A 14,839-nucleotide genomic window follows, 5' to 3' on the forward strand; every position below is an offset into this window, starting at 1 on the left:
AATTCCATACACCGATGAACCATAGAGACCAACCATGATCGATACTCACGCTCATATTTACGCTAGCGAATTTGATAACGACCGCGACGAGGTGGTGAAACGTGCTTTAGAACAAGGCATTGATAGAATTCTGCTACCAAACATCGATCTTGAATCTATTGAGCCGATGCTAAAAACCGAGGCGGCTTATCCTGAGGTTTGTCGCTCAATGATGGGTCTGCATCCATGTTATGTAGATGGCAATATTGAGCAAACACTAGAAATCATTCGTGGTTGGTTTGAAAAGCACAACTTCATTGCAGTGGGTGAAATCGGTATCGACCTGTACTGGGATAAAACCTTCCGCGCGGAACAAGAAATGGCGTTTGTGACTCAGTTAAACTGGGCAAAAGAGATGGATTTGCCTGTCGTTATCCACACACGTGACTCGATTGAAGAAACGCTGACCTTACTGCGTCAAGAACAAGACGGCCGCTTGCGTGGCGTATTCCACTGTTTCGGTGGCAGCGCAGAAGAAGCGCAAGCGATCAATGAGCTAGGATTCCACTTAGGTCTAGGTGGTGTCTCTACGTTTAAAAACGGCGGCATGGATAAAGTTATCCCGCACCTGGACATGAATTGGGTGATTCTAGAGACAGACTGTCCTTACCTTGCACCTGTACCACATCGTGGTAAACGCAACGAGCCAGCTTATACTTCTCTAGTGGCGGCGCGCGTGGCCGAACTTCGTGGGGAAAGCCTTGAAGCTATCGACACCCGAACGACTAAAAACGCAGAAGCGCTGTTTAACCTCAAATAGCCTCAGGGTTATAGACCTCACATTCAGTCACCTTACTCTATTTCTATAGCACCGGCTGATAAATTCAAAAATCCGTGCTATTGAGACAGAGCCATTAAGATTCCTAATATTGCTCATACACTTATTGAGTTGGGCAATTTATGGAACAGTGCAAACACAATATTTACCTACAGCGCCACAGACGAACTTTTTGGCAAAAACTGATCGGAATTAAAGAAGTCTACGTCTGTTCACGATGTGGATATATGCTCAGAGTTAAATAATTTCTTCTCTACTTGTCACACTTTTTATCCCGACTTCAAAGCGAACAACTTGGACGAAAACGTTATGAACCTCCGTCTGACTTTGAGCTCGTATGGGATCTTTACGTATGGTATAGAAAAATCATATATTTGAGATGGATAACTATATTATTCACATCATTGCAGTATGGAAATAATTTCACATAAAATGCCCGACGGCTTATAAAATCAAAATAGATGGGACTCATAATGTGTAATCATGGAGTATACTTGCAACGTCAGCAGCGCAGTTGGATTCAAAAACTAATCGGCATTAAAGAACTTTATGTCTGTTCTAAATGCGGTTATGTCCTTAAGCTGAGATAATTGGCTCAGTCCAATCCAACCGCAATAAGGTGGCTCTTCATGGGTCGCCTTTCCCGCTTTCAACCATTACAAGTCGTTACACAGTCAAACTCACTTCACCTAATAACCTTTAAACTCGTTTCAAACGTGCACCATACTTCCATCTCAGATAATTAGAACTTTATTCCGTTAAATGTGACTGTATTGATTTGATAGATAACCTACTGAATCAAATACAGAATCTTTATTTAACAATGGAACTAACATCACATAAAGTTCCCCAAATAAACAACAATAAAAATAGGGATATGTATGTGCAAACATGGGGGTTACTTACAGCGTCGTCAGCGCAGGCTTTGGGAGAAATTAGTGGGGATTAAAGAGGTATATGTTTGCTCACGATGTGGATACATCAAGCGAGTGAGATAGTTTGGCTAGGTTTAGAAAACGAAAAAGCGGCTCGAAAAAGCCGCTTTTCTCTATTGAGAAGGAGAGATTACTCTTCTGCTTCCGCCTCTTCCGTTTCATCTTTGCGAGTGTAGAAACGTGCGAAGAACAAGCCTACCTCAAACAGCAAACACATTGGGATTGCTAAAAGGGTTTGCGAGATCATATCCGGCGGCGTCAATAGCATGCCGACAATAAACGCACAAACAATAATGTATGGGCGCTTCTCTTTCAGATCTTGTGGTGTGGTTGCGCCAGTCCAACATAGCAAGATAATCGCTACAGGCACTTCAAACGCAATACCAAACGCCATAAACAGCGCCAGAACAAAATCAAGGTAACTCGAGATGTCGGTTGCGAACTCTACCCCACCAAGAGAGATAGCAGTAAAGAAGCCAAACACCAGCGGGAATACCACGAAGTAGGCAAACGCCACGCCGCAATAGAACAACAGTGAGCTCGAGAACAACAATGGCATGATCAAACGACGTTCATGCTTGTACAACCCGGGCGCCACAAATGCCCAAACTTGGTACAAAATAAACGGCACCGCGACAAACACCGATGCGATAAGCGTTAGCTTCAGCGGTGTAAAGAAGGGTGAAGCCACATCGGTTGCGATCATCGTCGCGCCTTCAGGTAAACGCTCTACCAAAGGTGCAGAAACAAATTCATAAATGTGGTTGGAGAAATAAATTAGCCCAACAAACACGACCAATACTGCGGCAATTGCTTTTAGCAGTCGATTGCGAAGTTCTAATAGATGACTAATTAAAGGTTGTGTCTGCTCGACGGTAGACATGGCAAACCTCTTTTTAAAAACCAGATCAAAAAGGAGCTACCAATGTCTAGTAGCTCCTCCTAATGAGACTATTCGGCTTTCTTATCTGCCGCTGTAACCTTAATCTCTTCCGCTTTCTCAACGGTTTCAGTCGCTTTTGCAGCTTCTTGCGGCTCTGCGTCTGATTTGGTTGGTTCCGCGTAAGGGCGGTTTACAGATTGCGCGGCTTTCTTCAGTTCTTCAACAGAAGACTTTAGCTCAGGAGACAGATCATCCATCCCCATTTGCTCAGCTTTACGCAAGTTTTCTTGCAGTTCTTGGACTTTTAGCTCGTGTGACAATTCGTCTTTGACGCTATTTGCCATACTCTTCGCTGCTCCGACAAAACGAGAGACACTGCGGATGGCATGTGGCAAACGCTCGGGACCAAGAACAACCAGACCAACAACAGATATTAATACCAGTTCCCAAAAACCGATATCAAACACGTTTTACGCCTGCTCTTTGTCTTTTTTCGTTTCAGGAGCAGATTCTTTCTTTTGCTGCTCTTCTAAACTTTTTGGCTCGAAGTCTGCGTCTTTGTCTTCTTTCTTCGCAGAATCATCTTCGCTCATCGCTTTCTTGAAGCCCTTAACGGCACCACCCAGATCGCCACCGATACCGCGCAGTTTCTTAGTTCCGAATAGCAATACAACAATTACAGCAATGATTAAAAGTTGCCAAACACTGATACCACCCATTCTTTTTACCTCGGGTCTTTAAACAAAATTATTTCAAGAGTTTAACGTCTATCGACGATAAGCTCGCCAACTAAGCAGCCAAAATGTGACACCTGCGATACCGCTGGCCATCGATAGCTGCTCATAAGCGTTATCCACCAATATTGCCGAGCATACGACTAAAGTGGCTCCAACACCAAATAAAAACTTTCCTGTCGCCTGCTGACGCTTGCTGTGACGGTAACCTTGATAAAGCTGATCCATGCGTTGATTCATGGCTTTACCTTGTTTAAGGCTATCGTAAAGCAGCTCCGGCAGTTCCGGTAACTTCTCTGCCCAAAACGGCGCGCGGTCTTTAATGGCATTCACTAAAGCTTGCGGACCGACTTGGTTCATCATCCATTCTTCAAGGAAAGGCTTCGCGGTCTCCCACAAATCAAGTTGTGGGTACAACTGGCGGCCCAGTCCTTCGACGTACAACAGCGTTTTTTGTAGCAATACAAGCTGCGGTTGCACTTCCATATTGAATCGACGCGCAGTGTTGAACAAATTCAACAATACGTGACCGAAAGAGATTTCACACAGTGGTTTAGCAAAGATTGGTTCACACACGATGCGAATCGCAAATTCAAATTCATCGACATTGGTATCGGCAGGTACCCACCCCGAATCAACGTGCAATTCCGCTACGCGGCGGTAATCACGATTGAAGAAAGCGAGGAAGTTTTCCGCCAGATAGCGTTTGTCTTCAGTGTTAAGTGTACCAACGATCCCGCAATCCAGCCCAATCCACATCGGATTATCTGGATGCTCCGGTTTAACGAAGACGTTGCCCGGGTGCATGTCGGCATGGAAAAAGCTGTCTCGGAACACCTGAGTGAAGAATACTCTCACACCGCGTTCCGCGAGCAATTTCATATTGGTGCCATTCGCTTCCAAGCCTTCAATATCAGAGACTTGGATGCCATATATTCGCTCAGAAACCATGACAGTTTCATTACTAAAGTCAGGAAAAACTTCTGGTACGTAAAGCTCTTCACTGCCTTCGAAGTTGCGACGCAGTTGAATCGCGTTCGCCGCTTCACGACGCAAATCGAGTTCATCAAGTAAGGTTTTTTCGTACTCGCGAACCACTTCAACTGGTTTCAAACGACGTGCTTCAGGCATCGCTCCGGCGACTATACGCGCCATTCGGTGCATCAGTTTTAGATCTGAATCAATGACCGGACGAATATCTGGACGGATGACCTTTAATACCACTTCTTGGTTAGTGTCTTTTAATCGCGCGGTATGCACCTGAGCAATCGACGCAGACGCTAACGGTTTGATATCAAATTCAGTAAACCAGTTTTCTAATGGACCGCCCAGAGCGAGTTCCATTTGTTCTTTCGCTAACTGCCCATCAAATGGCGCAACTTGGTCTTGCAAAAGCGCAAGAGGATCAGCGATATGTGGAGGGAAAAGGTCACGGCGGGTCGACATCATCTGACCAAACTTAATCCAAACCGGACCTAGTTCTTGCAGAGCGAGACGAAGACGCTCACCTAACGGTTTCTCTGGGTGCTTGTTCTTAATCCAGAATAAGCTTTTGCGCATCAAAAGCGGCGCTTTGGTCAGTTGATGATCTGGCAACAACTCATCCAAGCCGTATTCTAGCTGAACTTTAATGATTTGATATAAGCGCTTTATTTCTGCTGGCGTCATGAGTTCTCCAGCGCAGGCTTATCCGAGTCGAACTTATTTAGTAGTACGTTTAGGCGCGCTTCGACACGAGAAGCTTGACTGCGAACGTCATCTACTTGGTCACAGAAGTGGGCGATTTCCAGCGGTGCTGGCGCCAATTTCCATTCTTCTGTTACCACTTGAGCAAGGTGGCGTTGGTGTTTTTCCGCTTGAGAAGCAAAGAAACCACCGATGTTTTTGGTGCCTTGCACAAAGGTATGTGCCACGACATCCCCCGTCACTCGAGACAGCCACTCTTCAATATCTGGCTTGCAATCGACCATCAATTGAGAGAATTTCTGTGCAAGTTGGATGTCACCTTCAAGCTCAAGTTTGTCTTGCTTGATAAGGCGAGTGATGTTGGCTTGATCGCGCAGCTCAGGAAGTACGCTTAGATTCAGCGACAGATAACAATCTGGCTGACCTTCGTAATTGCCCAAAACATCGATTTGCTGGCTGAAGATGAACGTCAGCGTCTTATTGATTTCTTTGAGGTGAATTTGAATCACCTGACCTTTAAGACGTGACAAACGACGACCCAATCCAGGGTCATCTTTAATCAGCGTATTTAGTGTCGTTTCAATAACGGCAGTGATAAGAGGTTCAAATGGCATACCGCTTATCCTTAGAACTTGTAGCCGCGGTGCAGCGCCACAATACCACCCGTTAGGTTGTAGTATTTGGTGTTTTCGAAGCCCGCTTCTTTCATCATGCCTTCCAGTGTTTCTTGGTCTGGGTGCATACGGATAGATTCTGCTAGGTAACGGTAGCTGTCTGCGTCATTTGCCACTAGCTCACCCATTTTTGGCAATAGGTGGAACGAGTACGCGTCGTACACTTTTGATAGTGGGTCTAGGATTGGTTTTGAGAACTCAAGTACCAACAAACGACCACCTGGCTTCAATACGCGGAACATAGAGCGCAGCGCTTTGTCTTTATCAGTGACGTTACGTAGACAGAAACTGATAGTGATCACGTCAAAGTAGTCATCTGGGAACGGCAGTTCTTCTGCGTTCGCTTGAACGTAATGCACGTTACCCACAATGCCGTTATCACGCAGTTTGTCACGACCGACATTCAGCATTGAGTTGTTGATGTCCGCAAGGATCACGTGACCTTGGTCGCCAACAATGCGTGAGAATTTCGCTGTTAAATCGCCTGTACCACCACCTAGATCGAGAACGCGTTGTCCCGGACGAGCGCCACTGCAATCAATAGTAAAACGCTTCCAAAGGCGGTGAACACCACCTGACATCAAGTCATTCATGATGTCGTATTTTGCTGCCACTGAGTGGAAAACTTCGGCAACTTTGGTCACTTTTTCGTCTTTTGCCACTGTGGTAAAACCAAAGTGGGTAGTGTCGTTATCTAACGCTGTATTTGATTGCACACTTGTGTCCGTCATTCTGATTCCTCTTGGGCAGCACTTTTTCACTTCGGGGCGGTTGATAACAAATAGGGTCGCCCACTGTACTGCGGGCGATTAGTTTACTTTATCCTCAGCCGGATGTCTTTCTACTAAAGAAGCATTTTCCGAAAATGACTCTGTCTGCGCCAACTGAGCAAGATCTGGCGAGATTGGACGTTTTACTTCCACTCCTAGTTGCTTAAAGCTTTCCGCTTGACGGATCACGTTGCCTCGCCCTGTTGCTAGCTTATTCATTGCGCCTTGGTACGTTTGGTTGGCTTTGTCTAGTGCACCGCCCAGCCCTTCCATATCATCAACAAACAAACGCAGTTTGTCGTACAATTTTGCCGCTCGTTCAGCGATCAACTGAGCGTTTTCATTTTGGCGTTCGTTACGCCACAAGTTATCTATCGTACGTAGCGCCACCAGCAAAGTGGTCGGGCTGACCAAAATAATGTTTTGCTCCATCGCGTCTTTGACCAAGCTCGGGTCAGCTTGTATCGCCACTTGAAATGCAGGTTCCACCGGAATAAACATCAGTACGTAGTCTAGGCTTTGAATGCCTTTTAGCTGATGGTAATCTTTAAGGCTCAAGCCTTTGATGTGCGCGCGCAGCGCGGCTAGGTGATCGCTCAGCGCTTGCTCTCGTTGAATGTCGTTCTCTGCGTTGAAGTAGCGCTCGTACGCCACCAGCGCCATTTTCGAATCGACCACCACTTGTTTGTTTTGCGGTAAGTGAACTATCACATCCGGCTGATAGCGTTTGCCTGCTTCGTTTTGCAAGCTCACCTGAGTTTGGTACTCGTGCCCTTCACGCAAACCAGATTCTGCCAACACACGAGCCAGAACCACTTCACCCCAGTTGCCTTGCTGCTTGTTGTCACCTTTCAGAGCTTGAGTCAGATTGACCGCTTCTCGGGTCATATGCTCATTCAAACGTTGCAGGTTCTTCAACTCATGCACCAAGGTGTGACGCTCTTTGGCTTCTTGGCTAAAGCTGTCGTTGACTTGTTTCTTGAACCCTTCCAGTTGCTCTTTGAGTGGAGACAGCAAACCTTCCAAACTCTGACGGTTTTGCATGTCGACTTTGGCGGTTTTCTCTTCAAACAACTGATTCGCTAGGTGTTCAAATTGCTGCTTCAAACGCACTTCTGCTTGCTCAAGAATTTGCAGTTTTTCAGCATTGGTTTGGCTGATTTGTTCGTGTCGCGCTTGCTGCTCACCAAGTTGGGTTTCAAGACGCGATTTATGCTCTCGCATCTGCCCTAGTTCATCAAAATACTGCTGACGCTCTTGCTTCACTGCTTCGAAATAGCGCAGCTTTTCCATCGCGGCCATCAATTTACCGTGAGTTTGGCGCACTTCGAATGCTGCTTTGTCGCGCTCGTCATCAAGTTCATCTAGTTCTTGCTGCGCATCGGCGAGGCTTTGCTTCACCTGTTCAAGTTGTTGTTGATGAAGCTGTTTTTCAGAGGAGAGCTGTTGTTCGAGCAATTGAGTTTGCGTGGCAAAGCGTTGTTTAACCCACCAACCCACTGCAACACCGCTGATGGTCGCGGTAAAAAGAGAAGACAGAATGAGAGATTGATGCTCAAGAATCCATTGCATAATAGCGAGTTAGCCTGTGTTTTGTATCTTTAATAATGGTATTTACATACTGGATAAATGTCCAGTTTGTTGGATGAAAAATCCTCGCATACACTAGGCGCTCCGTACAACATACTCACACCTGCTCAAACCAATAGCGATGAGCGGTACATCATCACACAGAGGCATCATGAACGAGCGTCGCGCCCTAGGATTTGGGCTATCAGCGGTATTACTTTGGTCAACAGTAGCGACCGCATTTAAATTGACTTTGGCGGAATTCTCACCGATTCAGATGCTTACCATAGCGAGTATTGTTTCGGCTATCGCACTTATCACGGTATGTGGCGTGCAGGGCAAGTTGAATCAGCTCAGCTCAACGTTTCTTGCCAATCCTTGGTACTACTTACTGCTCGGATTGATTAACCCACTGGCGTATTACCTTATCTTGTTTAAAGCATACGACTTACTGCCAGCCTCTCAAGCGCAGGCGATCAACTACAGTTGGGCGATCACGCTCACCTTGATGGCGGCGGTTTTCTTGGGTCAGAAGATCCGCAATAAAGACTGGATTGCTTGTGGTTTTAGTTATTTGGGCGTCATCGTGATTGCCACTAAAGGTAACGTGTTAGGAATGGAATTCGAAAGTCCGCTTGGTGTTGGCTTGGCATTACTTTCGACCCTGCTTTGGGCAAGCTACTGGATTCTTAATACCAAAAACAAAGCCGACCCTGTGGTAGGTGTCTTACTTGGCTTCTTGGTTGCGATTCCATTTGCGATTGGTTTAAGTATTTATGAAGGCGCGAATTGGGGCCAAATCACAGCCAAAGGCTGGGCAGCAGTGACTTATGTCGGCTTGTTTGAAATGGGCATCACCTTTGTATTGTGGCTAACGGCACTCAAGCTCACCGAGAACACCGCACGCATCAGCAACCTGATTTTTGCTTCACCATTCATCTCGCTCATGCTGCTTGCGACCATCATTGGTGAAGAGATTCACCCATCCACTTTGATTGGCTTAGTGCTGATCATCAGTGGCTTGGTGATTCAACAAGTGAAGTTCGGCAAAAAGCAAAAACAGGCGAACACCGTTCAATGATGACGTCCGAAACCATTGCAAAAATGAGACGCGATTTATAAAAAAGAGAGCTAGCTAACAGTTTACTCGATTAATGAAGTGTTCCTTGCTTGGATTTGTTCGGGCTTTGGATACGATATAGCCAAAGCCCGATATGAACGTCTAATCAGATGTTAACAACACAAATCCAAGGGCGCTCAGGATGCTTTATTAACTATGTTTCGCTTCGCTATCTCTCCTGCATTGATGACAGACTGGAAACTCGCTCTGCAACAGTGCTGTGATGCCACTAAGGCGCACGGTCAGCTCTATAAATTTAGCTACACTCATCAATGGCGACTGAGTGAAGTCGCCACATCACCGCAGCACCACCGCGAAATTGTAGCGATTTTAGATATCGCGACCGACCGATTCCAACCTGCTCACTTCGATGCTGAACAAGTTTCCTTTGAGTCACAAACATTAAGCTACTGCCCTGTTTGGTTGCCCAACGGAAAATTGTTTGCAGCTCTGGCTTTGGTTCATCCAAACCAACAGAAGCAAACGGTGGCGGCTTGGTTAAGCGCCATCGCTGGACGAATTAGCTTTGACATAAGCCAAACCTACCTTAAAGAACAACAGCGCCATCAAGTTCAATTGCCAGAATCGCTGCCGACCCTGCAAGAGTTCATCGATTGTTTAGAAGATCATACGTGGATAAAGAGTACCGACGGTCGCTATGCCATGACCAATCGCAGCGTGGAAAACTCATGGCAAATGACCGGCAGCGACATTGTTGGTAAGAATGACTTTGAATTGTTCAGCAGCAAACGAGCTAAGAAGTTCATCGACACCGACCAATTAGTGATCGCGACTGGCAGCCAAAACACCGTTGAAGAATGCACCCTGATAGATGACAACAACAACCCCACCTGGCTTGAAACCATCAAATCGCCGATCCGAGATCACAGTGGTGAATTAATTGGTATTTTGGGGATGACAAGAAACGTCACACGCCGAAAAATGGTCGAAACTCAGCTCTCACTCGCATCGAAAATCTTCGACAACTCCCATGAAGGAATGGTGATTACTGATCGCAAAGCGAACATCCTCGATGTAAACAGTGCCTTTACTCATATTACAGGCTATGCAGCCGAAGAAGTGATTGGTAAGAACCCTAATATTCTGCGGTCAGGGCATCATGATGGAGCCTTTTACAAGACACTTTGGCACCAGTTGGAAACCAAAGGCCAATGGAAAGGCGAATTCATCAACCGCAAAAAAGATGGCAGCATTTACCCGCAATTAGCCACTATCAGTGCGGTGATGGACGATAAAAATCATCTGATAAACTACATCTGCGTGTTCGAAGACATCTCAGTACGTAAAGCGCACGAAGAAAAGCTGCAACGCATGGCATTTTATGACCCACTAACAAACCTTCCCAACCGAACACATCTGATTAGCCTTCTCGAGCAACACATTGAAAGTGGACAAAAGCACGACCACGCCTTTGCAACGTTATTCCTCGACATTGACCATTTCAAACACATCAACGACAGCATGGGGCACTTCTGTGGTGATCAATTACTAACGAAACTCGCAGAACGCTTTCAAGAAGTCCTACATTTACGCGCGCACATTGCACGAATAGGCGGTGATGAGTTTGTCATCATATTGCCGAATATCGACTCTGAATCACAACTTATCGACACCATTGAAGACATTCTTAGCTTATTCAATCGACCTTTTGAAGTCAGTAAAAACGAAGCGTTACGCATCTCCACCAGCGTTGGCGTAGCACGTTACCCGCAAGATGGCCAAGACAGCGAAACCTTGTTGAAGAATGCAGACACCGCTATGTACTTGGCGAAGAAAAACGGTCGAAATGGCTACGCATTTTACTCTCCAGACTTAACAGATAAGTCGGTCACTCATGTCAGAATGCAATCGGCCTTGCATGAAGCCATCGAGAAAAACCAACTGCATTTGGCATACCAACCGCAGTACAACCTTAGTGAGAACGAGTTGGTTGGCGTCGAAGCATTACTGCGCTGGCAGCACCCAGAGCTTGGGGTTATTTCTCCGGCAGACTTCATTCCAATTGCAGAAAAAACAGGCCTTATTCAAAGCATTGGGAAATGGGTACTTGAACAAGCATGTTTACAAGGGCGAGCTTGGCTAGATAGCGGCATTGATTTTGGTAAGCTCGCGGTTAACGTATCGGCACTCCAACTTCAGCAATCCGATTTTATTACTAAGCTGGGCGTCATTCTTAAAGAGACAAAATTCCCAGCTCATCGTTTAGAGTTAGAAATCACCGAAAGCTTCTTATTAATAGATCCACAACAAGCGATCGCATCACTTAACTTACTACGCGAGTTAGGTATTGAGATTTCTTTGGATGACTTTGGTACTGGTTATTCGTCATTGTCGTACTTGAAAGGCTTACCAATCAATAAGCTGAAAATCGACCGTTCTTTTGTTAGCGATCTACCAAGCAACACCGACAGCAACGCGATTGTGAATGCCATCATCGCCATGGGCCAAACCCTATCACTTAAGGTAGTCGCGGAAGGCATCGAAACCGACGAACAAGCACAATACCTATATGAGCACGGCTGTATCTACGGGCAAGGCTTCCGTTTTAGCGCCCCAGTTCGCGCAGAGAAGTTGTTTCGTTAGAGATCGTTCGCAAAAAATATACCCTCCAATGAAACGGAATCTTATTTCATGGGGGGTAACTCAAAACTTCTACCAACTTATTAGACACACGAATGCATATGAGAGCACCCTCACTTCAAATTAAGTAGGGGAAGAATTATGACTGTCAAAAAAAGCTCTGTCTCTCAAACTGAGTTCAAAATCACCATAGCCAAGCTCATTGAAGTGGCTTACTCGTCCAAAAAAGGAATAACGACATCTATCATGTTGAAAGCCGGAAATGCAAAACTAACTGTCAATCAAAACGGTGATTGCGTCCTTTCTGGTAAAGCAGGAATTGTTACCTTCAAAGGCAAAGGTGTTCTGGAAGAGCTTGGCGTCGAAGTAAAAAGGATTGGGGTAAGTTTTAAAATTGCCGAAGATGGAAACGTTGAATACTCAGGGACGATGACATGGGGGTTCTTCAGCGTCTCCGTTAAAGGTATTTTTAATGCAGAAGAGCTTATCCTGTCTTGCTCTGGATTACTTTGCAGAGCGGCAAGGGCTTACAAGAACAGACCAGCTCAGATAGAGCGCCAACTAGCTACAGCAATGGGAATGTAGAAATGAAGAATTTCTTTTTGCTCGCTGCTACGTTGCTATGGAGTTTCACTGCAATTAGCAAACCAACCCCGCCCTCATTACTCGCAACCTATGCTAACTATTTGGCAAACGCATCAGAGGAAAATATCTCAGAGACTTATTGGCAGTATTTCTCGGAGGAGGCACTCACAGATATTGAGGTAAGCTCTCCAACAACAAAAGAACAGTTACTGTTCAAACACTTGATGAGGTCTACAAGCAGTGTCTATGAGGTGCATTTCAACGACTATGGCTGCCTTAGCGTGAATGGCAAAAACTCAAACGATGAGCACATCACGTTCAATATTGAATATGAGATAGAAAATAGCCAAGCATTGATATCGCACATCGATGTGCAGCTGCATAACTCAGAAAAAGAGTTCCCAACCAAAGCGACATGCCCACGAGACTATATGGTGTTTTGAAGTGAAGGATAGGCTGAGCTGAGACGACGCTCAGCCTGCAGAAAATTTTGCTTAAACCCACTGCCCAGCGACAAAGCCGCTCGACCAACACCATTGGAAGTTATAGCCACCTAACCAGCCGGTTACGTCCATCACTTCACCGATGAAGTACAAGCCTTTGATGTTCTTACATTCCATGGTTTTTGAAGACAGGTGATCAGTATCTACGCCGCCTAGGGTCACTTCTGCAGTGCGGTAACCTTCCGTGCCGTTTGGTGCTACTGCCCAGCTCTCTAAACGCTCAACGATGGTCGTCATCTCTTTCTGGTTGAACTGCTTAAGTGGTTTGTCTGCTAATTCTTTACGTTCAATCAACACTTCAACCAAACGTTTTGGTAGCACTTTTGCTAGCGTGTTCTTTAGGGATTGGTTCGGATGCTTCTCGCGACTGCGTTCTAGTAGTTCAGCGATGTCGTCGTTTGGAACGAGGTTAATCGTCACCTTTTGACCCACTCTCCAGAACGAAGAGATTTGTAGTACCGAAGGGCCCGACAAGCCGCGGTGGGTAAACAGCAACGCTTCTTTGAACATGGTGCCGTCTTGCGCGGTGATTTCTGCTGGAATCGCAATGCCCGATAGCTCAGCAAAATCTTCTTTGTCTTCTTTATGCAGCGTAAACGGTACTAGACCTGCCGTAGTAGTAATCACCGGAAGCTCAAACTGCTCAGCAATCTTGTAGCCAAATGGCGTCGCGCCAAGCTTAGGCATCGACAGGCCGCCTGTTGCCACCACTAAAGATTCACACTCGATGTTTTCAGTGCCGGCATGCAGACGAAAGCCTGCATCGGTTTTCTCAATAGAATGCACATCGCATTGGTAACGCTGTTGGATATTTGGCATATCGCATTCTGCTAGCAGCATCTTAACGATGTCTTTTGCGGTAAATGCATCAACACAGAATAACTGTCCATGATCGCGCTCTTCAAACTCAATGCCATGCTTGCTGACCATCGAGATAAAGTCCCAGTTGGTGTACTGCGATAGCGCCGATTTCACGAAATGTGGGTTTTGACATAAGTAGTTGCTCGCTGAGACGTCGTAGTTAGTGAAGTTACAACGACCACCACCTGAGATAAGGATTTTACGTCCTGGCTTTTTTGCATGATCCAGCACGAGCACATTGCGTCCACGTTTGCCGGCTTCTGCCGCACACATCAAACCTGCCGCACCTGCGCCAATTACAACAACATCAAATTTCTTACTCATTGGTAACGCTCAATTACTTATTTAAATTGGTTTATACCCAAGTAACCTCGAGATGCTTGGTTCAGCGAGGATGACTTGGTTTGTAGACGCGGCGGCGATTTAAAGGTTTAGTGGGTCTAAATCAAAAATCGACAACAAAGTATACAAACCAAGGCAACTCGCCCTTCGGGAGCGTGTCATTGACCCGATTTCTACGTCAAACAACTTGGAAAGAGCTGGCTATTACGCTGCGTTGTTTTCCTTGAAGTCAAATCAATGACAATGCTCTGAACTCTGCATCTTGAAGTCACTTGGGTATGTCCACAAATAAAAAAGGATGTGCTCATTGCACATCCTTGCTTTCTGCGGGCGCTATTCTAACGACAAATGTCGAATGGGAAAAGCGCTTAAATTCCAAGCACTGCTTGATGACCTAGAGAATAAAGGCCCCCAGTAGGGTCACACCGAGTAAAGCGGTCGATAAAATGAATAATCCGCGAACCCTTTCACACTTGCCAGTAAAGACTTCGTCATGATGATGGTCGTACTCTTTACTTTTGATGTAATGGAACAACCTCACTTGTTTAGTGACATTGCCATGGGTGGTGAAAAATCCATTGCCATCCACCTGCTGATAAAGCAAAGGATGCGCTTCACGCATGATGTAAATAAGAGAACGAAGAGCGGTGAGATAACGGACCATATTAACTCCCGTCACCACCATTAGCGCAAATAAGATTGTGTCTCCACTGATCATCTTTTCCTCCCTACATCTTCAATGATGCTCAAGAGAAAAAG

14 protein-coding genes are annotated in these 14,839 nt (G+C 45.8%); 5 read left to right on the forward strand and 9 right to left on the reverse strand.

The genetic code is table 11. From position 1 onward, the window contains the following. The first annotated feature begins 34 nt into the window (after positions 1-34). On the forward strand, positions 35-799 hold the full coding sequence (locus tag ITG12_RS10470) for a TatD family hydrolase (protein WP_038877015.1): 765 nt from the start codon (positions 35-37) through the stop codon (positions 797-799). A gap of 1,083 nt (positions 800-1,882) precedes the next feature. On the opposite strand, the gene tatC is transcribed toward ITG12_RS10470, so the two are convergent. From tatC to rmuC, 7 genes are all read right to left on the reverse strand, one after another. Next, positions 1,883-2,635 carry a twin-arginine translocase subunit TatC gene (gene tatC, locus ITG12_RS10475; protein WP_038870004.1) on the reverse strand — a complete coding sequence of 251 codons (753 nt, stop codon included), beginning with the start codon at positions 2,633-2,635 and terminating at the stop codon, positions 1,883-1,885. A 68-nt stretch (positions 2,636-2,703) separates the two neighbouring features. Continuing rightward, positions 2,704-3,102: a Sec-independent protein translocase protein TatB gene (tatB, locus tag ITG12_RS10480; protein WP_038870003.1), complete on the reverse strand. Its 399-nt coding sequence runs from the start codon at positions 3,100-3,102 to the stop codon at positions 2,704-2,706. Between the two features lie 3 nt (positions 3,103-3,105). After that, on the reverse strand, positions 3,106-3,354 hold the full coding sequence (gene tatA, locus ITG12_RS10485) for a Sec-independent protein translocase subunit TatA (RefSeq protein ID WP_038877017.1): 249 nt from the start codon (positions 3,352-3,354) through the stop codon (positions 3,106-3,108). A gap of 48 nt (positions 3,355-3,402) precedes the next feature. Further along, positions 3,403-5,037, reverse strand: coding sequence for a ubiquinone biosynthesis regulatory protein kinase UbiB (ubiB, locus tag ITG12_RS10490; protein ID WP_038877019.1), 1,635 nt, complete (start codon positions 5,035-5,037; stop codon positions 3,403-3,405). Then, the gene (locus ITG12_RS10495; protein ID WP_038877021.1) at positions 5,034-5,669 is read right to left on the reverse strand and encodes an SCP2 domain-containing protein; all 636 of its coding nucleotides are present in this window, start codon (positions 5,667-5,669) and stop codon (positions 5,034-5,036) included. The genes ubiB and ITG12_RS10495 overlap by 4 nt, the downstream gene beginning before the upstream one ends. Before the next feature lie 11 nt (positions 5,670-5,680). Next, on the reverse strand, positions 5,681-6,460 hold the full coding sequence (gene ubiE, locus ITG12_RS10500) for a bifunctional demethylmenaquinone methyltransferase/2-methoxy-6-polyprenyl-1,4-benzoquinol methylase UbiE (protein ID WP_038869997.1): 780 nt from the start codon (positions 6,458-6,460) through the stop codon (positions 5,681-5,683). A gap of 78 nt (positions 6,461-6,538) precedes the next feature. Next, on the reverse strand, positions 6,539-8,071 hold the full coding sequence (rmuC, locus tag ITG12_RS10505) for a DNA recombination protein RmuC (protein ID WP_038877024.1): 1,533 nt from the start codon (positions 8,069-8,071) through the stop codon (positions 6,539-6,541). Positions 8,072-8,240: 169 nt separating this feature from the next. On the opposite strand from rmuC, the gene ITG12_RS10510 reads away from it, so the two are divergent. The 4 genes from ITG12_RS10510 (at position 8,241) to ITG12_RS10525 (ending at position 12,817) form a co-directional block, all read left to right on the forward strand. After that, the gene (locus ITG12_RS10510; protein ID WP_038877026.1) at positions 8,241-9,149 is read left to right on the forward strand and encodes a DMT family transporter; all 909 of its coding nucleotides are present in this window, start codon (positions 8,241-8,243) and stop codon (positions 9,147-9,149) included. 195 nt (positions 9,150-9,344) lie between these two features. After that, entirely contained in the window at positions 9,345-11,792 is a 2,448-nt protein-coding gene (locus ITG12_RS10515) for a GGDEF and EAL domain-containing protein (protein ID WP_038877028.1), read from the forward strand. A gap of 138 nt (positions 11,793-11,930) precedes the next feature. Next, positions 11,931-12,374 (forward strand): hypothetical protein, encoded by a 444-nt coding sequence (locus ITG12_RS10520; RefSeq protein ID WP_038877030.1) that lies wholly within the window; start codon positions 11,931-11,933, stop codon positions 12,372-12,374. Between the two features lie 2 nt (positions 12,375-12,376). Next, positions 12,377-12,817, forward strand: coding sequence for a hypothetical protein (locus ITG12_RS10525; RefSeq protein WP_038877032.1), 441 nt, complete (start codon positions 12,377-12,379; stop codon positions 12,815-12,817). A gap of 51 nt (positions 12,818-12,868) precedes the next feature. Here the strand turns inward: ITG12_RS10525 and ITG12_RS10530 are convergent, their stop codons facing one another. After that, positions 12,869-14,062 (reverse strand): NAD(P)/FAD-dependent oxidoreductase, encoded by a 1,194-nt coding sequence (locus tag ITG12_RS10530; RefSeq protein WP_248873055.1) that lies wholly within the window; start codon positions 14,060-14,062, stop codon positions 12,869-12,871. A 412-nt stretch (positions 14,063-14,474) separates the two neighbouring features. Further along, positions 14,475-14,798: a universal stress protein UspB gene (uspB, locus tag ITG12_RS10535; protein ID WP_038869975.1), complete on the reverse strand. Its 324-nt coding sequence runs from the start codon at positions 14,796-14,798 to the stop codon at positions 14,475-14,477. Between the last annotated feature and the right edge of the window lie 41 nt (positions 14,799-14,839).

This window comes from Vibrio sp. ED002 (assembly GCF_023277445.1).
Taxonomy (GTDB): Bacteria; Pseudomonadota; Gammaproteobacteria; order Enterobacterales; family Vibrionaceae; genus Vibrio; species Vibrio jasicida.